The organism is Caballeronia sp. 11_S32 (assembly GCF_056930355.1).
In genome coordinates, this window is record NZ_JBXOWH010000006.1 from 42032 (window position 1) to 61252 (window position 19221).

The window sequence follows — 19221 nt, forward strand, 5'->3', positions numbered from 1 at the left end:
CCGATCAGCCGCCGCGCGGGGTCGTCGGCTCGCGCACCGTGCGCGGCGCATCGCTGCGCGTGCCGAAGAGCGTATCGCAGATCGGAAACGTGAGATTGAAATTCTGCGTCGCCATCTGCTCGGGATCGTGATGCGTCACATGCAGGCGACGCACTGTGTTGATGAACGGCACACGGTCGAGAAACGGACTGTCCGTGACATGCGAGAGCGTGTGCAGCCCTTCGTACATCAGGTAGTACGCGGCCATGGTCAAAAGCGCGATATGCCCTGCATTGCGCGAGAATACGAAGCCGATCAACAAGGCGAGCGGCGTGGCGGCCAGCACGAAAGCGACCGGCGCAAACGGCGGAAACAGCAGCGCGCGCCAGTGCTTGTGTCCCTTGTACTCGAGCGTCACATGCGTGAAAAAGCGATGATGCACGGCACAGTGACGCTTGTAGATCATGCTGAAGTATTTGGTCGGCCGATGCAGCACGTATCGGTGCGCGGCCCATTCCGCCCAGTTGCCGAACAGGAAGAGCGGCACGACCGCGAGCCATTCCGCGAACGTCGGCGCGTGAAGCTGCGCGGCGCAATAAAGGATCACCGCCGTCGTGAACACGAGCGTGAAGCCCAGGTGCATCTCTCCGCGATACCACCACGGCGTCGCCTCAACATATTCGTCGCGGAACTTGTAGGATCGCGCGCGAACGTCCTCGTCATATTTCATGATGAACGTCTCCTGTTTTCTCTGCCGGAAGATGCGGGGCGCGTTCTTCGCGCGCCCGGTGGTTTGGTGACTGCGCGCTTCAGAACGGATTGCGCGCCGCGCTGTTCTCGAGCTTGCCGAGCGTCTCGGGCACGACGAACGCGCCTACGAGGAAGATCACGCTGATTGCGCCGACGAAGATGGCGAGCGTCGACGGCAACTGGCTGGCGTCCTTGGCGATCAGCGAGACGAAGGTCGGCATCATCCCGCCGATGGCAAAGCCGATGTTCCATGAAAGACCAGTGCCGGTCGCGCGAATAGCGGTCGGAAAGCGTTCGTTGAGGAAGATCAGGATCGGCGCGTAGCCCGCGCTGCCGAGCGCGGAGAGCAGAACCGCGTACACGCCGATCATCGTGACGCTCTGCGCGGTGGGCAGCAACAGGAAAAGCCCGGGCAGCGCGATCAACCGGATGATGCCGATCCACACGAACGCGCTCTTGCGCCCGATGAACGTGCTCAGATGCCCCGCCGCCACCGATGCGATCACCACCGCGACGCTGCAGATCATCAGGATCGCGGCGGCCGCGCCGTTGGGCGCATGGCTCACGACCTTGAGGAAGGTCGGCAGATAGCCCGACGTCAGGTAGTAGCCGCTGCCGCCGCCAACGGTGAGCAGCAGATTCACGAACAGCACGCCGCGATAGTCACGCGAAAAGAGCGTCCGGATGGGCGAGCGCACGACTTCGACCGGCGCGGTCCTGATCTGCGCGGCGGCTTTGGCGGCTTTCTCCGCGGCGAGCTTCTTCCAGAGCGGCGATTCTTCGAGGCTGTTGAACACGAAGAGACCGAGCACCGAACTCACGATGCCGGTGAAGAACATGCAGCGCCAGCCCCAGGCATCGAAGAGATCGCCGGGAAAGATCGACGACATCGCGAGATACGTGAGCGATGCGAGCAACGCGCCGAGACCCGCGCCACCGCCGCCGATCAGCCCCGACACGGCGCCGCGATACTTCGGCGCGACGGATTCGGTGCCGATCGTATGCGTCGACGCCACCACGCCGCCGACGAACACGCCCTGCACGAGGCGCAGCACCAGAAAGAGGATCGGCGCGACGAGGCCCGCCTGCGCGACCGTCGGCAGAACGCCGAACGCCGCCGTGGAAATGCCGACGCCGACCACCGCGAAGATCATCGCGCCCTTGCGGCCGTGGCGGTCCGCGTAGGAGCCGAAGAGCGCCGAGCCGAGCGGGCGCATGAGCAGCGTCACGGCGAACGACGCGTACACTGCCGCAAGCGAAAGCATCGCGTGCTCGGACGGAAAGAACAGACGCCCGACTACCGGGGCTACGTACAACAACACGAACAGGTCGAACAGGTCGAGCGCCCAGCCCATGCAAGAGGCCAGCACCGCGCCCATGATCTGCCGCTGATTCACCGGAAGCGCGGCGGCCCCGTCTTGTGCAGCTACGGACATGTGTATCTCCTAGTTTGTCACCGGGCGGTCTTTCGATCGCCCCGTGTCGCAGGCACGTTTCGTTCTCTGCGTGCTCTTGTCGAGGTTGAAAAAATCGTCAGTGGGCGGCGGCGAGCGGCGGGGAACCGGACACGCTCCGGTCGACGCCCGCGCGTCGCGCAGCGATCATCACGTCGGCGATCTTCTCGGCGATCATGATGGTCGGTATGTTCGTATTGGCCGATGGCAGCTTCGGCATCAGCGAGGCATCGACCACGCGCAGGCCTTGCGTGCCACGCACGCGCCCTTCCGTGTCCGTGACGGCGTCGCGGTCGTTCGCGCCGCCCATGCGGCAGGTGCCGCTCGCGTGCCACACGCCGAACACGTTCGCGCGGATGAAGTCGGCGAGCGCGCGGTCGTCGGCAAGGAGCGCGTCCATCTTCAGGCCGCGCGTGAAGAAGCGTTCGATCAGAAAGCGGCGCATAGGCGCGGGTGTGTCGAGCAGCACGCCGAGTGCGGACGTCAGGAGCGCGTTGCCTTTGCCGACCCGGCTCAATGCCTTGACGCGCGGCGAAAACGCCGCCGGAAAAAAGTCGCGTCCATCGCGGCCGAGCCCTGACGCTTCGACGACGCGCGCCAGCATTCGCACGCCCCCTGCGAGCCGCTGAAGATCGCGCTCGTCGTCTAGCAGATTGAGATCGACACGCGGCGCGGCGGCTGCATCGGCGGAAACGAGCTGCACGCGGCCGCGCGAATATGGCCGGTTGCACCACAGAAAGAACAGCCCGAGCCGGTTGCCGATTTCATGCCATGCGGCGCGCGTCGCGCTCGACAGATACAGGTCCGACTCGTCGCAGCCCGCGACGCCCGAACTCAGGCGCGCGGCCATCATGCTCGCGCGGCGGCGCGTGAGCGGCATGCGAAAGCGCGGCTCAAGAAAATGACAAAACGTGAGCGACGGATGATCCTGCAAATTGCGTCCGACGCCCGGCAAGTCCACCGCGCACGCGATGCTGAGCGCCGCCAGTTCGCGCGCATCGCCGATACCGGCGCGCAGGAGCAGCGCGGGCGATTGCAGCGCGCCCGCGCTCAGGATCACTTCGCTCGCATCGAAGCGCACGCGTTCGCCGTTTTCAGCCACCGCGATCACGCCGCGCGCCGCCGCGCCTTCCATGAGAATCTGCTCGACGCGCAGCTTCGAATACACCGTGAGATTGGGGCGCTTGCGCGTGGCTTCGTCGAGATAGGCGATCGCGGTGGACACGCGCTTGTCGTCCTCATTCGAGAACGCGCCGGGAAAGAAACCGTTGCCGAACTCGCCGTTCTGGTCCTGCAACTCGGCCACGCCCTGCGCGCGCAAGCCCTTCACGAACGCATGGCAGAACGCCGGCCAGTCCTTCGGCATGATGCGGCGGATCGGCACGGGGCCATCGCCACCGTGCAGCTCGCCGCCGGGAAAGTCGAGGTCGCGTTCCAGCTTGCGAAAGTACGGCAGCACGTCGCGCCACGCCCAACCGTCGGCGCCCGTCGCGGCCCAGTCGTCGTAATCGCGCGGCAATCCGCGATTGGCCGACTGCACGTTGATGCTCGACCCGCCGCCCATCACGCGTCCCTGCTCATACACGCGCGGCGCGGCATTTTTCGTGGCCTTCGCCTTCAGGTCGGGCCAGATGTACGTGTCGCCGCAAAAGACCGGAATCGGATAGCTGTCGAGAATGGCCTCGGGCACCGCACCCGGCGGCGTGTCCGCGCCCGCCTCGACCAGCGCGACACGCAGCGACGGCAACGCCGACAGCCGATGCGCCAGTACGCATCCCGCCGAACCGCCGCCCACGATCACGTAATCGAAGCGTTTCATGTCGTCTTCCTTTTTGCGTTGTCAGAACCCGCGGAACAGCGGCTTGCGCTTGCCGTGGAACGCTTCGACGCCTTCGCGGAAGTCGTCCGACGAGCGCAGGCGGCTGTAGCAATGTCCTTCCAGTTCGATGGCGATGGAAAGCGGCGCGTCTTCCGTGTCGTTCAAGAGCTTCTTCGCGGTGCGCTGGGCGAGCGGCGAGAACGCGCGCAGTTCGTCGACGAGCGCGTCCGTCGCGGCTTCCAGACCGGCGTCCGGCACGCAGTCCACCGCGATGCCCCACTCGTACGCCTGCTTGCCGGGAATGCGGCGTGAGCGCATCACGATGTCCTTGGTCCTGCCGATGCCGACCATCGCCTGCAAGCGCGCCGAACCGCCCGAGCCGGGAATCTGGCCGAGCTTCTGTTCGGGCAGCGCGTAAAACGTCGTGTCCGTGACGATGCGGAAATCACACGCGAGCGACAGCTCGAAGCCCACGCCGAAGCAGAAGCCGCGATTGGCCGCGATCACCGGCTTCGAGCAGCGCGCGGGCGCCGCGATATTCCACGCGAGCTTCGACACGTGTTCCGGCGACGCCTCCAGAAAGCCCCTGATGTCGCCACCGCTCGAAAAGTGCTCGCCGTTCGCGCGCACGACGATCACGCGCACGCGCTCGTCGTCGTCGAGTGCTTCGAAGGCGGCGCGCAACTGGTCGCGGGCGTGCATCGAAATGACGTTAAAGGGCGGGCGGTGCAGGATGATGTCGGCGCGCTGGCGTTCGGCGTCGATCTCGACCGAAAAGCCGTCGAGGTCTTGCAGCAGCGTTTGGCCGCGGTGGTTGAGGTCGGTCATGTCTGGTTACTCCTTCGTGGTTTCCGGGGTTTCTGTGCGTTGCGGCGCCGCGGTCTGGCTGTCGGGCGCATATTCGCCCGCCGAGAGCTTGCGGCGCAGGATTTTGCCGACCGGCGACTTCGGAATGTCATCGACGAACACGTAGTCGCGCGGGCGCTTGAAGTTGACGAGGTCGGACTGGCGGCACCAGGCGTCGAGGCCTTCGGCATCGACGTATTCCCGCCGCTTGATGAACGCGGTCACTCGCTGGCCCCACCGCTCGTCTTTCACGCCCGCGACCGCGACTTCATCGACGGCCGGATGCAGCGAGAGCACCGACTCGATATCGACCGGCGAAATGTTCTCGCCGCCGCTGATGATCATGTCGTCCACGCGGCCCGTCACGTAGAGATCGCCGTCGGCGTCGAAGTAGCCGGTGTCGCCGGTGAAGTACCAGCCGTCGCGCAAGGACTTCGCGTTCGCGTCGGGGCGGTTCCAGTAGCCTTCGAACGCTTCGTCGCCAAGCAGGTCCGCAATGATCTGGCCTTCCTCGCCGGCGGCGGCGGTTTCGTCCGGCGAGACGGCGTCGAGCTTCACCACGCGCAGCCGCGTGTTGATGCCCGCGCGGCCCGCGCTGCCCGGCTTCTTCGTGGCGTCCTGATCGATGCTGAACGTGTAGCTCGGACGAGCCGTAGTGATTGACGAAGAGCTCCGGCTCGAACGCGGCCGAAAGGCGCTTGAGCAGGCCGTCGTTCATCGGGGCGCCCGCAAAGCCGAGCTTTCTGACCGAGGACGTATCCGTGCTCGCAAAACCGCTGTCGGCGAGCAGGTCATGATAGAGCGTCGGCACGAGATACAGGCACGTCAGCCTATGTCCTGCGATGGATTCGAGCGTGTGCTTCGCGTTCCAGCGGCGCACGCACACGAAGACGCCATCCACGAGCGCCATCGAAAGCAGCGAGCGCACGCCCATCGTGTGATAGAGCGGCATCACGCCGACCGTGCGTTCGCCGCGCCGGTACAGGTTCTGCGCGACGTGGGCGAGCGCGCCCGCGCGTTCGTGCCGGTGACGGCGCGGCACGCCCTTCGGCTTGCCGGTGGTGCCGGACGTGTAGAGGATGAGCGAGATGTCGTCGGCGGTGGCGTGGGTCGTCTCGCCGCTGCCTTCTTCCGCGCGTTCCGTGCTCAGCGCGTCGAAGGTCATCGTGCCGCCGGGTGCCTGGTCGAGGCCGATGCGCGGCACGTTCTGCGCGGAGGCGCTCTGCACCACGGCATCGGCGGAAACGGGTTCGTAGACGATCGCCTTCACGCCCGCGTCGGTCACGCAGTATTCGACTTCCTCCGGTTTCGCGCGCCAGTTGAGCGGCACGATCACGATGCCCGCGAATTGCCCCGCCCAATGCAGCGTCGCCATTTCCCAGCGATTCTGCAAGACGACGAGCAGCCGGTCGCCGCGTCGCAGGCCGAGCGCGCGCAGGCCATCGGCGACATTCAGGATCACGCGATGCCACGCCGCGTACGTCAGTTGCAGGTCGCCGTCGACGAGCGCGAGCGCGTTCGGGCTGCGCTCGACGCTCTGCAGGAAAGTGCGGCCGAGATCAAGCATGTTCGGCCTCCTTCGCGCCTGCCTTCGCCTGACGGCGCGCGGCTACATCGAGCACGGCCGCGACGATCGGCGTATAGCCCGTACAGCGGCAGATATGACCCGAGAGCATCTCGCGCACCTGTTCCTCGCTCGGATTCGGGACGCGTTGCAGATAGTCCGCGCACGACATCAGAATGCCCGCCGTGCAAAAGCCGCACTGCAGCGCATGGTGACGCTGAAAAGCCTGCTGCAGGTCGCCGAGCGTCTGCTCCGGCGCGAGGCCTTCGACGGTATCGATGCGCCGTCCGTCCGCCTGCACCGCGAGCATCAGGCAGGAGCGCGCCGCGACGCCATCCACGTGGACCGTGCATGCGCCGCACACGCCGTGCTCGCAGCCCACGTGCGTGCCCGTCGCGCCGAGTTCGTGCCGGATGAAATCCGACAGCAGTTCGCGCGGCTCGCAATAACCGCTGCGTTCGCGGCCGTTGAGCGTCAGCGTGATGCGCTGCTGCTCGCCGTGCCGCATGATGTTGTCCGCCGTGTTCCTCACTTCGCCTCCTCGATCACGCGCCATCCCAATTGCCGGACCAGATTCCGGCGATACTTCGCGCTGATGTGCGCGTCGTCCTGCGCGTTCAGTTTCCAGCTCAGGTCGTTCAATGCGCCGCGCAAATCGTCGCCCGTCAGACGGGGCCAGGTCTCGGCAACCGGGCGGTCCGCCACGCCGCCCACTGCGATGCGGATCGCGTCGTCGGTCACGACCGCCGCACACGCGACCACCGCAAAATCGCCGTGCCGCGCCGAAAATTCGGCGAATGCGTGAAGCTCGCCCGCCTTTTTCAGCGGAAAGCGCACGGCTTCCACCAGTTCGTCCGGCTCACGCGCCGTCATCAGCATTCCCTGAAAGAAGTCCTGCGCGGCGAGCGTGCGGCGCTTCTTCGCAGAGCGCAGCATGACGTCGCCGCCGAGCGCGGTCAGCACGAGCGGCAGTTCCGCGCTCGGATCGGCATGCGCGATGGAACCGCATACCGTCCCGCGATTGCGGATCTGAAAATGCGAGATGTTCGGGAAGGCCATCGCGAGCAAGGGCACTTCGTCGAACAACGAGCGGCGCCACTCGACGCTGCCTTGCGTCGCCGCCGCGCTCACGACGAGATGCCCCGCCTTTTCGTCGACGCGCACGGCGTCCAGCTCGGCGGTGCGCGAGATATCGACGAGCACGCGCGGCTGCGCGAGACGCATGTTGAGGACCGCCATCAGCGACTGCCCGCCTGCCAGCACGCGGGCGTCCTCGCCGTTTTGCGCGAGCGCGGCGAGCGCGTCCTGCGTCGTCATCGCGCGCAGATAATCGAACGACGCCGGTTTCATGCATGCCTCCCGAAACGGCCGAAGAGCCGCGCGATCCACGACCTGCGCTGCACGACCGGCTTGCCCGCCGCCTGCCGGCCGAGCGATTCGAACAATTGCCTGAGCACCACTTTCGCCGCGCCTTCGAGCATGCGTCCGCCAACCGCCGCGACCTTGCCCGAGACCTGCGCTTCGTAGTCGTACGTGAGGCGCGTGCCGCTGCCCTGCGGCGTCAGTTCGACGAGACCACTGCCCCGCGCGCTGCCGACCGGCGACATGCCCGCGCCCGCGAGACGCAGCCGCCGCGGCGCGTCGATCTCCGACAAGCCGATGCGCGCCTCGAAGCGCGCCTTGATCATGCCGACGCCCACCGTCACGTCCGCGCGATACTGGTTCGGCGCGGTCTCGTCGAGCGCATGACAGCCCGGAATGACCTTGGCGAGCGCCTTCGGGTCGAGCAGCACGGCGAACACGGCTTCGGGCGTCGCTGGCAAATCGACCGCACCTTGCGCCGTCAGCGCCTTGCCGCCGCCCTGCGTCGCGGGCTTCTTGGCGGCCGCTTCGCGGTATTCGGGGCGCGAGGGTTCCGGATCGTCGATGCCGATCAGCGCCATGATTTTCTGCGGCGTGAGCGGCAGGCGGATGTCGTCGACGCCGAGCGCGTCCGCCACCGCATTCGCGATGCACGGCGGCGTGCTCATGTTGTTGCCTTCGCCGAGCCCTTTCGCGCCGAGCGGCGTGAACGGCGACGGCGTTTCCAGATGCACGATCACCGGATCGGGCACTTCGCAGGTGGTCGGCATCAGGTAGTCGGCGAGCGTGCCGGACTGGAAGCTGCCGTCCGCGCCATAGCGGAACTCTTCCATCAGCGCCGCGCCCAGCCCTTGCGCGAACGCGCCGCGAATCTGGCCGTCGGCGAGCGCGGGATTCAGAATCTTGCCGGCGTCGTGCGCGGTCACGTAACGGTCGATGCGCACGCGCCCCGTCGCACGGTCCACTTCGACGGCGCACATGTCGAATGCGAAGCCGTATGCCGCCGACGTGTTGATGCGGTCTTGCTCATCCGGCGCGTCCATGTGCGGCGGCGACCAGAAGACGGTCTCGCGCAAACCCGGTTCCTCGCCTTCGGGCAGGAGCGCGGGCGCCCAGTGCGGCGCATTGCTCGCGGCGCGAGCGAACGGCAGCGCGCGATCTTCGGCATCTTTCGGGAAAATGCGTGCATGCTCGAAGCGCACGTCGCCGGCTGCGCAGCCGAACTGCTTCGCGAGAATGCGCGCGAGCTTGTCTCGCACGCGTGTCGCGGCCAGATGTACCGTGCCCGCCACCGCGCCCGCGAAGCGGCTCGAATAGTTGCCCGCCGCGACGGACCACGCGTCCTTGTGCGTGTCGAATTCCACGTTCACGACGATGTCCTTCGGGTCGAGCCCGAGCACGTCGGCCACGACTTGCGCGCACACCGTCATGTGGCCCTGGCCCGCGGGCGTCGAGGCAATCGTGACGATCACGCCGCCCAGCAGATCCACGCTCACGGTCGCACTCGCGATCGCGCCGTTCTTCGGACCGGCCTTCTTGCGCGCGTCGGGCGGCATCACGGTCGTGATATAGCCCATGTTCGACACGGACGGCTCGACGATCGCCGCAAAGCCGATGCCGTAAAGGCGCCCTTCTTTTCGCGCGGCGTCGCGCCGGGCGATGAGCTCTTCGTAGCCGCCCTGCGCGTTCGAAAGACGCAGCGCCTCGTGATAGTTGCCCGAATCGAGCAGCGCGCCGGCCGCCGCGCGATACGGAAACGCATCGGCGGGAACGAAGTTGCGGCGGTACACGTCGAGCACATCGAGCTTCAGTTCGTTGGCGATACGCTGTATCAGCCGCTCCAGCGCGAAATACACCTGCGGTCCGCCGAAGCCGCGCACGAGGCCCGTCGGCGTCTTGTTGGTCAGCACCACGCGGTTGCGCACGGCGAGATTCGGAATCGCATACGCCCCGGTCAGGCAGCCATGCATCCGGTAGAAGGTCGCGGGTTCGGGCGCGCGCACATAGCCGCCGACATCCTCCAGTTGATCGTATGAAAGCGCGACGATGCGGCCGTCGCTTTCCACTGCGGCCTCGATGGTGGAAAGGCGCGCGGTCGCGGAGGTCGCCGCGCTCAGGTGCTCGAGACGGTCTTCGACCCATTTCACCGGCGCGCCGGCCTTGCGCGATGCGAGGCACATCAGCACGACATACGGAAACACCGCCTGCTTCACGCCGAAGCTGCCGCCCGAATCGCGCGGCGCCTTGTGGCGCAGACGGTTCGCCGGGACGTTGAGCGCCATCGCCATGACGGCGTGCAGCGAGAACGGCCCCATGAAATTCGAGGTCACGTCGTAGCCTTCGTCGCCCGACAGATATTCGGCGATCACCACGCCGCATTCGATCGGCGCACACGTGTTACGCGGATAGTGCGCGACGAGCTTCACGCGATGCGGCGCGCGCCCGAACGCCGCTTGCGGATCGCCATAGCTGAAATGCCGGTCGCTGATCACGTTCGTGCCCGCACGCTCGTGCAGCACCGGCGCTTCGTCCTTCACCGCCTGCTCGATGGATGTGACCGGATCGCGCAGCGCGTAGTCGACCTTGATGAGATCGAGCGCGTCTTCGGCGATGGCGCGCGATTCCGCCATCACGACCGCCACCGGCTCGCCGACATAGCGCACGCGGTCCATCGCGAGCGCCCACTGCTCCATCGGCGACTTCACGCCGACGACGAACGGCCGCGACCACGGGCGCAAGTCGTCGCGCGTGAGAATCGCGCGCACGCCGTGCAGCTTCGACGCGGCTTCGATGTCGATGGAAACGATATCCGCATGTGCATGCGGCGAGCGCAGGATCGCGGCCTGCAGCGTGCCGGGCTTCACGGCGAGATCGTCGCCGTAACGGCCACGGCCCGTCAGGATCGCGGGATCTTCGAAACGCGGCATCGGACGGCCGACGTGGCGCTCAGGCGCGGCGGCGGCGTTGCCGGCGACGCGTGCGTCGATATCGGCGAATCCTGTCTCGCGCTGGTTCATGGCGTCACTCCTTGCTCGTGCCGGCTGCCGAATTCATCGGCGAGACCGCTCCAGCGGTGCGCGATCTCGCCGTGCGCGATGCCGAACAGATCCAGAATGCGTCCGACCGTGTGATCGACGACGTCGTCGATGGTTTTCGGATGCGCGTAGAACGCCGGGACCGGCGGCATCACGATGGCGCCCATTTCGGTCGCGAGCGTCATGTTGCGCAGATGCGCGAGATTGAGCGGCGTCTCGCGCGCAACAAGCACGAGGCGGCGGCGCTCCTTGAGCATCACGTCGGCGGCGCGGGTCAGCAGGTTGTCCGCGAAGCCGTTCGCGACGCCGGCGAGCGTCTTCATCGAACAGGGCGCAATCACCATGCCGTCGCTCAGAAACGAACCACTCGCCACGGCCGCGCCGATGTCGCGCACGTTGTGCACGATATCGGCGAGCGTGTCGAGGTCGCCGCGCGTGAGGCCGAGTTCCTGCGCCGCAGTGACCGCACCCGACGCCGACACGATCAGATGCGTCTCGTGCGTGCCGAGCCGGCGCAGCGCGGCGAGCAGGCGCACGCCGATCACCGCGCCGCTTGCGCCCGAGATGCCGACGACGATGCGCTTCTTTCGTTCAGCCATGATCGCGCGTGAGGTAGGCGTTCAATGCGCTGTCGTCGCTGGCGATGAGCGCGTCGAGATCGACCGTGTCCTGGCCCGGAATGCGCACGCGCGTGAAGACGTGCGCCGGATAGACGACCGGGCGTGTGGCGTCGAGGCCCATCTTCGCGCTCACGCCTTGCAGATGCGCGGGCGCGTCTTCCGGAAGACCGACCGTCGTCGAGGGATCGAGCGGCGAACCTTGCGCGCCGGCCACGACCACGAGGTCGCGATCGGCCTGGAAGCGCGTGGCGATCGCCCATTCGATTTCGGCGGGATCGTGCACGTCTACGTCTGGATCGACCACGACGACCTGCTTGATGTCGTAGTGCGCACCGAACGCGCAGAGAATCACGTTCTTCGCTTCGCCTTCGCGCTTCTTGTCGAACTGCACCCACAGGTGATAGCGGCACACGCCGCCAACCGAAAGATGCACGTCCGTAACCGAAGGATGACTGCGCTGCAAATGCGCGAGCAGCGTCGCTTCGCGCGGAATCGCACCGAGCAGCAGATGCTCCATCTCGGCCGGCACGATGGTGTGAAAAATCGGGTCGCGCCGATGCGTGACCGCCGTGACTTCGATGACCTCGCGCGCTTCCTTCGCGCTGTAGTACTTCGGGAATTCGCCGAACGGTCCTTCCGGCTCGCGCACGTTCGGCAAAATGCGGCCTTCGATGACGATCTCGGCGAATGCCGGCACATGCACGCCGCTCGTGACGCATTGCACGACCGGCAGCGGCGCACCGTGAAGCGCGCCCGCGATTTCGAGTTCGTCGTGATCGATCGGCGTGATGGCTTGCGACGCGAGCATCGTCAGCGGATCGACGCCGATTGCGACGGCCACGTCGAGCGCATCGCCCGCTTCCTCGGCTGCGCGCTGGAACGCATACAAGTGGCGCGGCAGCAGCAGAATCGCCATGCGGTCGCGGCCATGCACCTGAATTCGGTTGATGGAGACGTTCTGCACGCCCGTGCGCGGATTGCGCGCGATCACGAGACCCGCCGTGATGTACGGGCCGTTGTCGTGCTCGCTGTGCGTGGGAATGGGCAAGAGCGCGTGCAGGTCGATATCGTTCGTATGCAGTACCTGCTGGCATGGCGCGTCTTCACGCGCGACGACCTTCGAGGCGAGCGGCGCAGCGGCCGCGGCGGAAAATCGCGCGAGCAGCCCGGCTTCTTCGACACCCATTGCTTCGGCGATCCACGAGCGCTTCGCCATGAAGCCGCTTACAACCGGGATCGAGTGTCCGCCTGGACGCGTGAAGAACGCAGCTTTGGAGCCGTCGAGCCGCTTCGCGATTGCCGCCAGTTCGTGTTCGAGCGCCACGGGTTTGTCGATTGTCGCGACGCGTCCGGTCTGCGCGAGATGCGCGAGCCAGTCGCGCAGCGAGAGCGTACCCGCGCCCGAGCCCTGGCGAGCCCATTGCGATGAGGAAATGCCGTTCAGTGCGGCATCGCGTTTGTTCATTGGTGTCTCCATCTGTTGCCTGCCTGTCGGATAAAAATGCCGCAGCGAGCGCATGGAGGAAGCCTAACGACGTTGCTCCATAAGTTCTAATACTGTTTTCTGATTCGCCGAATCATCGACGCTTATATCCGTGTTAGCCCCGATGACAGCGTCCTTACAGTTGCGTCCAATAACTTCCTTGCGCACGCTACGCGGGCGGCGGCTGTTCAACCGGGCGCGCCAGACGCGTGACTGGCACAGCGTGATAACGCAGGAAGACGGTATTAGCGCCGCTGATGCCAAAAGGGATCGAATGGACCTCAAGCAAATCCAGTACTTCATCGCGCTCTTCGAAGACGGCTCGGTCACGCGTGCGGCCAAGCGGCTGAACATCGTGCAGCCGGCGCTGAGCATGCAAATTGCAAAGCTGGAAGATGAACTGCATCAGCAACTCTTCGAGCGCGGCGCGCATGGCATGGCGCCGACCGCGGCGGGGCGGCTCATGTACCGCCTCTTTCTGCCGATCATGCGGGACCTCGCGCACGCGCGCCAACAGCTCGTGCAGCGCGATGAGGTCGTGACGGGGCACGTGAACATTGGGCTGATCGCGTCGGTGACGGAGAGCGTGCTCGCGGACTCGCTCTCGCGTTTCCACGCGCGCTATCCGGATGTCGAAGTGACCGTTGCCGATGGCTATAGCGCGACGTTCATCGACTGGGTGGCGGGCGGTCAGCTGGACGCTGCGATCATCAACAAGCCACGCGCACGCCTATCCCTCGATTCGCGTGCGCTGCTCGACGAGGAGATGGTGCTGGCGACGAGTGCCACGCATGGCCCGGACTTGCCACACGCGATCGAATTGGCACAGTTGCCCGAGCTCGAACTCGTGTTGCCGACCAAGCGCCATGGACTGCGCGGCGTGCTCGATAGCGCCGCGCAGCACGAAGACGTGCTGCTCGCACCACGCTTCGAGATCGACGTGCTTTCCACCATTCTCAAGCTTGTCGAGCAGACGCGCTTTGCGACGATTCTTCCGCGCATCGTCGTGGAGCGCGCCGCGCGCCACGGAACGTTGCGCGCGTGCCCGATTCTCGCGCCGCGCATCGTGCGCCATATCGTCTGTGTCAGCCATCCGCGCCGGCCGTTGAGCGCGGCAGCGGAGGCGCTCATCGCGATCATCGGCGACGAACTGCATCGAGCGTCGAGTACTTGGTCATCCGAACCGAGCCCCTCACTGAAGGAACTCTCAGCATGAACGCTTTGCACTGGATTGGCGGCGAATGGACCGGCACGCCGACGCTCGACAGCATCGATCCCGCGACGGGCGAAGCAATCGGCCAGTATGCCGACGGCGGCGTGCAGGAAGCGGACGCCGCTATCGCCGCTGCGCGCCATGTGTTCGATCGCACGACTTGGGCGCAGGACGCGCGTCTGCGTCAGGACGTGCTGCTCGCATGGGCCGCCGCGCTCGAACGGCAGCGCGAATCGCTCGCCACGCTGCTCACGCGCGAAAACGGCAAGGCGATTGCGCAGTCGCGCGGCGAGATCGCGGGCGCCATTTCCGAAGTGCGCTATTACGCAGGGCTCGCGCGGCATATCGCCGGGCATGTGCTCGAACCCGAACCGGGCACCCTGTCGACGATGCTGCGCGAAGCCGCAGGTGTGGCGGCAACCGTCGTTCCGTGGAACGCGCCGGCGGTGCTGCTCGCGCGCTCGCTTGGGCCTGCGCTGGCGGCGGGCTGCACGGCGGTCGTGAAGCCCGCCGCGCAGACATCTCTCCTCACTGCCGCGATGCTGCGCTGCTTCGAGGAGACCGCGCTGCCCAAGGGCGCTGTGAACCTCGTCAACGAGCAAGGCCACGCTGCAAGCCAGCGACTCGCGGATTCGCACGGCGTGGACGTGGTGAGCTTCACCGGATCGACCGCGACGGGCAAGAAGATCATGGCCGCAGCGGCGGACAGTATGAAAAAGTTGTCGCTGGAACTGGGCGGCAAGTCATGCTGCCTCGTTTTCAACGATGCCGACATTGCCGCCGTCGCGCCGCGCCTTGCGCGCGCCGCGACGATCATCTCCGGCCAGCAATGCACGGCCGCGCGGCGCGTGCTGGTGCATGCGTCGCGTGCGCAGGAGATGCGCGAGCATCTCGCGGGCGCACTCGCGGCGCTGAAGGTGGGACCGGGTATCGATCCGGCGACGGATATCGGCGCGCTCATCGATGCCCCGACGCGCGATGCGGTGGACCGCACCATCGAACGGGCATGCGACATGGGGGATCGCGTATTGCTGCGCGGCGGCCGCTCGGGCCATGCGTTTCTTTCGCCGACGCTCGTGGAGCACGGCGATCCGAAGGCGTTCTTCTGTCAGGACGAAATCTTCGGGCCGTTCGTCACGCTCGAAGTCTTCGAAAGCGACGAGGAGGCCCTCGCGAAGGCCAACGACAGCGTATTCGGCCTGTCAGCCAGCGTCTGGACTCACGACGGTCCGCGCGCCTTTCGCATGGCACGGGCGCTGCGTAACGGCACGGTCTGGATCAATGATCACAACAAGCTATTTGCGGAGGCGGAAACCGGCGGATACCGGCAAAGCGGGCTCGGGCGCCTGCATGGTTACGATGCGCTCGCCGACTTCACCGAAATCAAGCACATCTGTATGCCGGCTGGCGTGGCCGAGGGCATTGCTCCGCTTCGCTGATCATGATCGCTCGGTGGGACCGCCGCGTCCCGCTTCTACCGTAGGGATGAAGCAAATCTATTTTGAGGGCCAACAGCGATCGTCTGAAAACTGTGCCCCGGGAGATGAGTCTGTCTTCGGCGAAAGTTGCCCGCTCCGGCGGGGTTGCCGCTTCTGCAGCGCGCTGTGTGGCTCATACGCGGTCGGTCTGGATTCTGCACTGACGATTGCGCACACGCGGTCTGCGCATGCTGTGAGTCGTTCTTGCCTGCGTCTTGCTGTTACGACGGCGGGCGGAAACACGCGAACTTCCAGGCCACGTTTCGATCCGTGGTGCCGGCGTCAGTTCGCGTCTGGTCGAAGGATGTCTATGGCAGTGCTTTCTCCCGGGCGTGAAGCTGCAGATCGCAGACACCGGACGCCTTGTTGGAGCGCGTTGCTATCCGAGGTCCGTGAGCGGGTTTGCGGATCGGGCTGACATCATATCCGCCCGACTTTTCAGATGGCGTCGCGGCGCGAGCGACCGGCACGGTTCGACCCGAATCGGCCGTTCAACTGCCGCTGTTTTCGCCGTCCCTTCTTGGGTCACTACGGTCATACTGCTCGGCGCATCGATCGACACGTTCAGATCCGGGCGTCGAAAGACTGATCACGTCGCTCCAACTGTTGGACCGGCCTTCCGAGTGCTGGGGAAGATCGAGACTATTCATTTTCGACACTGCAATACTCGTCAATGATCCGAACGTTTCAACTTCGATGAGCCTCGGCTGTTCGCATTAAATCGTGCGCATCAAACAAGTAGGGCGAGAGAACCCAGGTCACACGATACCCGCCGCGATGTAAGCAGTCTTCACCGTCGTGAAGAACTCTTGCGCATATCTGCCCTGTTCTCTCGCTCCGTAGCTGGACTTTTTGCGACCGCCGAACGGCACATGGTAGTCGACCCCGGCCGTCGGCGCGTTGATCATCACCATACCGGCCTCGACGTTTCGCTTGAAATGGCTTGCGTACTTGAGCGACGTCGTGCAGATTCCTGCGGACAATCCAAAGCGCGTATCGTTGGCCACGGCAAGCGCCTCGTCATAATCATCGACCTGAATGACCGACGCAACGGGGCCGAACACTTCGTCCTGATTGATCGTCATGGATGGGTGCGTACCGGTCACCAACGCAGGCGCGAGAAAAAATCCTTCCGTGTCGGCATCTACACGAGCACCGCCGAACACGCTTCCGCCTTCACGCCCTGCGAGTCGAATATAACGTTCGTCCTGCGCAAGTTGCCTCGCATCGACGACCGGCCCTATTTGCGTCTGCGAATCCAGCGGGTTGCCTACCTTCAGCACTCTCATGCGTGCATGCATTGCTTCGACAAACGAGTCATGAATGCCGCGACCGACGATCAGACGACTCGATGCAGTGCAACGCTGGCCAGTCGAATAGAAAGATCCGTTGATACAGGCATCGACCGCGACGTCCATATCGGCGTCGTCGAGCACGACCATCGGATTCTTTCCCCCCATCTCTAGCTGGACCTTTTTTCCGCTCGACACGCATTTTTCGGCGACAGTCAGACCCGTCATCGCTGAACCCGTGAAGCTGATTGCATCGACGTTGGAAGACCGCACGAGCGTTTCACCCACGGCCGCGCCGGGTCCCATCAACAGGTTGACGACACCAGGCGGCGCCCCGACGTCAGACAGGATTTTCACGAGTTCCCACGCACATCCCGGCACCAGTTCTGCTGGCTTGATTACGACACAATTCCCGTACGCAAGAGCCGGTGCGATCTTCCAGGCCGGTATTGCGATTGGGAAGTTCCACGGTGTAATGAGACCAACCACGCCTATCGGTTCCCGCGTGACCTCGACCGTCAGACCTGATCTAATCGATGGAAGTAGCTCGCCATTGACTCGCAACGCTTCTCCGGCGAAGAACTTGAAGATCTGCCCCGCTCGCTGCACTTCGGCGGCGGCTTCCGAAAGCGTTTTGCCCTCTTCTCGAGATAGCAGTCTTGCAAGATCCGCCTTCTGAGACAGGATGATCGAGGCCGTCTGGTCCAGTAATTCAAAGCGTTCCTGGGGACCACTCTTTGACCATGAGCGAAAGGCCTCACGTGCCGCAGCGGCTGCCGTCTCAGCCTGCAGCGCATCGGCGTCGGCGTACTCACCGATTACATCGTTGCTGTCTGAAGGACTCACATTGGGTCGCCACTGATCGCCGGTCACCCACTCACCGTTGATCAGGTTTCTATATTGATTCATTTAACTTCGCCAAATAAAAGAATTCTTTCCGTGTGTTGGAGATCTTATGAACAGTTATACCGTTGCGACATCCCTCACGTCGCGAGCGGCGGCGTCGACACGACGACCTTGTGCTCATCGACGCGCTTTCCCACCACAAATGCATAGACGAGCGCAGCCAGAAGCGCGATTCCGGCACTGATAAGGAATGCGTCGACAAATGAATGCGTCCGATCCACGACAACACCGGTGACGAAAGGCGCGAACGAGCCGCCGAAATAACCGCCGAAGTTCTGAATACTCGCAAGGGATGCCGCCATGTGCCGGGGCGCAGCCACAGACACGAGCGCCCAACTCGCACCACATGCCATCTGGACAAAGAACATCGCTACGCTGAGATAAAATATGGCAAGTGTCAGATTCGGGGTGAACGCGGCGGGAACCGTAAATACAGCCCCGCCGATTAGACCAACACAAATAGGCCATTTTCGACTGCGAATCGGCGCGACACCGCGGGCCTGCAACGCGTCGGCGACGAAGCCGCTCGATAGCATGCCGATCGTGCCGAAAAGATAGGGGATCGACACCAACCATCCGGTGCTGGCGAGCGACAAATGACGCTCGCGCTCGAGATACGCAGGCAGCCATGTCAGATAGAGCCACAGCATATAGATGATGCCCGCATTGCCAAGAATCATGCCCCAAGTGGTACGCGTCAAAAACAAATTGCGCCATTCCGACATGGTCATCTTGCGCTCGACCTTAGCATCATTCGCACCTTCGTTCAGATAGGAAGTTTCTCCATCCGAGAGCTTTACGCTTTTCCGGTCACGATAGATCAAGTACCAGCCGATCGACACCGCAATTCCGAAGCCACCCATGATCATGAACATTTGCCGCCAACCGAACGACAGCATCATCACAGTCAAAATCGGGGGCGCGAGAGCCGGCCCAATCGTCGAGGAAGTAATGAAGATGCCCGTCGGTCGACCTCGCTCTCGAATGCCAAACCAATCGCTGACTACTTTTGCGCCGGCCGGAAAGTTCGGCGATTCACCTACACCGAGCGCGATACGCGCAATGATGAACTGATGAAGGCTTGTTATGAGCCCTCCGCTAAACTGGGCGGCTGACCAGACGAACATTCCAAGTCCGAGCATCACTCGCGAGCCAAATTTGTCGAGAAGCACCCCGACCGGCAGTTGCGCGAAGGCGTAAGCGAACGAAAAGGCAGACAGCAATATTCCCATCTGAGATGCCGACAACCCGAGTTCACTGCTAACGGAATGGTTCGCGATAGATAACGTGCTCCGATCGAGATAGTTGACAATCCCGGCCAGCGTCAGAAGCGCTATTGATGCTACCTGTATGCGCTTTAATTTCTTGGACTTTTCGATCATTCCGTCTCCTTATACTTTCGAAAAATAGGTGTCTGCTT

General features: G+C 64.3%; 13 protein-coding genes and 1 pseudogene. 2 read left to right on the plus strand and 12 right to left on the minus strand.

The window, feature by feature from the left end:
• Positions 1 to 4: 4 nt before the first annotated feature.
• The 10 genes and pseudogenes from AC1Z32_RS38900 to AC1Z32_RS38945 form a co-directional block, all read right to left on the minus strand.
• Positions 5 to 709 (minus strand): sterol desaturase family protein, encoded by a 705-nt coding sequence (locus AC1Z32_RS38900; RefSeq protein ID WP_483484190.1) that lies wholly within the window; start codon positions 707 to 709, stop codon positions 5 to 7.
• A 79-nt stretch (positions 710 to 788) separates the two neighbouring features.
• Positions 789 to 2165: an MFS transporter gene (locus AC1Z32_RS38905; protein ID WP_483484191.1), complete on the minus strand. Its 1377-nt coding sequence runs from the start codon at positions 2163 to 2165 to the stop codon at positions 789 to 791.
• Positions 2166 to 2262: 97 nt separating this feature from the next.
• Positions 2263 to 4002: a GMC family oxidoreductase gene (locus AC1Z32_RS38910; RefSeq protein ID WP_483484192.1), complete on the minus strand. Its 1740-nt coding sequence runs from the start codon at positions 4000 to 4002 to the stop codon at positions 2263 to 2265.
• 21 nt (positions 4003 to 4023) lie between these two features.
• Positions 4024 to 4830, minus strand: a complete 807-nt coding sequence (locus tag AC1Z32_RS38915; protein ID WP_483484193.1) for an enoyl-CoA hydratase/isomerase family protein — start codon at positions 4828 to 4830, stop codon at positions 4024 to 4026.
• Positions 4831 to 4836: 6 nt separating this feature from the next.
• A pseudogene (locus tag AC1Z32_RS38920) lies at positions 4837 to 6415 on the minus strand (AMP-binding protein).
• On the minus strand, positions 6408 to 6944 hold the full coding sequence (locus AC1Z32_RS38925; RefSeq protein WP_226112297.1) for a (2Fe-2S)-binding protein: 537 nt from the start codon (positions 6942 to 6944) through the stop codon (positions 6408 to 6410). The pseudogene AC1Z32_RS38920 and the gene AC1Z32_RS38925 overlap by 8 nt, the downstream one beginning before the upstream one ends.
• Positions 6941 to 7762 carry an FAD binding domain-containing protein gene (locus AC1Z32_RS38930; RefSeq protein ID WP_483484194.1) on the minus strand — a complete coding sequence of 274 codons (822 nt, stop codon included), beginning with the start codon at positions 7760 to 7762 and terminating at the stop codon, positions 6941 to 6943. The genes AC1Z32_RS38925 and AC1Z32_RS38930 overlap by 4 nt, the downstream gene beginning before the upstream one ends.
• Positions 7759 to 10791, minus strand: a complete 3033-nt coding sequence (locus AC1Z32_RS38935; RefSeq protein WP_483484195.1) for a xanthine dehydrogenase family protein molybdopterin-binding subunit — start codon at positions 10789 to 10791, stop codon at positions 7759 to 7761. Before AC1Z32_RS38935 ends, AC1Z32_RS38930 begins: the two co-directional genes overlap by 4 nt.
• Complete coding sequence (locus AC1Z32_RS38940; protein ID WP_483484196.1) at positions 10788 to 11408, minus strand: UbiX family flavin prenyltransferase; 621 nt, start codon at positions 11406 to 11408, stop codon at positions 10788 to 10790. The genes AC1Z32_RS38935 and AC1Z32_RS38940 overlap by 4 nt, the downstream gene beginning before the upstream one ends.
• Positions 11401 to 12894: a UbiD family decarboxylase gene (locus AC1Z32_RS38945; protein WP_483484197.1), complete on the minus strand. Its 1494-nt coding sequence runs from the start codon at positions 12892 to 12894 to the stop codon at positions 11401 to 11403. The genes AC1Z32_RS38940 and AC1Z32_RS38945 overlap by 8 nt, the downstream gene beginning before the upstream one ends.
• Before the next feature lie 292 nt (positions 12895 to 13186).
• On the opposite strand from AC1Z32_RS38945, the gene AC1Z32_RS38950 reads away from it, so the two are divergent.
• Together AC1Z32_RS38950 and AC1Z32_RS38955 are read left to right on the plus strand one after the other, a co-directional pair.
• Positions 13187 to 14128 carry a LysR family transcriptional regulator gene (locus AC1Z32_RS38950; RefSeq protein WP_483484198.1) on the plus strand — a complete coding sequence of 314 codons (942 nt, stop codon included), beginning with the start codon at positions 13187 to 13189 and terminating at the stop codon, positions 14126 to 14128.
• Entirely contained in the window at positions 14125 to 15564 is a 1440-nt protein-coding gene (locus AC1Z32_RS38955) for an aldehyde dehydrogenase family protein (RefSeq protein ID WP_483484199.1), read from the plus strand. Before AC1Z32_RS38950 ends, AC1Z32_RS38955 begins: the two co-directional genes overlap by 4 nt.
• A 797-nt stretch (positions 15565 to 16361) precedes the next feature.
• Here AC1Z32_RS38955 and AC1Z32_RS38960 read toward each other — a convergent pair.
• Positions 16362 to 17804 carry an aldehyde dehydrogenase family protein gene (locus tag AC1Z32_RS38960; RefSeq protein WP_483484200.1) on the minus strand — a complete coding sequence of 481 codons (1443 nt, stop codon included), beginning with the start codon at positions 17802 to 17804 and terminating at the stop codon, positions 16362 to 16364.
• 74 nt (positions 17805 to 17878) lie between these two features.
• Entirely contained in the window at positions 17879 to 19183 is a 1305-nt protein-coding gene (locus AC1Z32_RS38965) for an MFS transporter (protein ID WP_483484201.1), read from the minus strand.
• Positions 19184 to 19221: the final 38 nt, after the last annotated feature.

Coding starts and splice junctions, on each gene's coding strand:
- AC1Z32_RS38945 (WP_483484197.1), bottom strand. CDS start 12,894: ATGAACAAACGCGATGCCGCACTGAACGGCATTTCCTCATCGCAATGG.
- AC1Z32_RS38960 (WP_483484200.1), bottom strand. CDS start 17,804: ATGAATCAATATAGAAACCTGATCAACGGTGAGTGGGTGACCGGCGAT.
- AC1Z32_RS38910 (WP_483484192.1), bottom strand. CDS start 4,002: ATGAAACGCTTCGATTACGTGATCGTGGGCGGCGGTTCGGCGGGATGC.
- AC1Z32_RS38915 (WP_483484193.1), bottom strand. CDS start 4,830: ATGACCGACCTCAACCACCGCGGCCAAACGCTGCTGCAAGACCTCGAC.
- AC1Z32_RS38965 (WP_483484201.1), bottom strand. CDS start 19,183: ATGATCGAAAAGTCCAAGAAATTAAAGCGCATACAGGTAGCATCAATA.
- AC1Z32_RS38940 (WP_483484196.1), bottom strand. CDS start 11,408: ATGGCTGAACGAAAGAAGCGCATCGTCGTCGGCATCTCGGGCGCAAGC.
- AC1Z32_RS38935 (WP_483484195.1), bottom strand. CDS start 10,791: ATGAACCAGCGCGAGACAGGATTCGCCGATATCGACGCACGCGTCGCC.
- AC1Z32_RS38900 (WP_483484190.1), bottom strand. CDS start 709: ATGAAATATGACGAGGACGTTCGCGCGCGATCCTACAAGTTCCGCGAC.
- AC1Z32_RS38905 (WP_483484191.1), bottom strand. CDS start 2,165: ATGTCCGTAGCTGCACAAGACGGGGCCGCCGCGCTTCCGGTGAATCAG.
- AC1Z32_RS38950 (WP_483484198.1), top strand. CDS start 13,187: ATGGACCTCAAGCAAATCCAGTACTTCATCGCGCTCTTCGAAGACGGC.
- AC1Z32_RS38955 (WP_483484199.1), top strand. CDS start 14,125: ATGAACGCTTTGCACTGGATTGGCGGCGAATGGACCGGCACGCCGACG.
- AC1Z32_RS38930 (WP_483484194.1), bottom strand. CDS start 7,762: ATGAAACCGGCGTCGTTCGATTATCTGCGCGCGATGACGACGCAGGAC.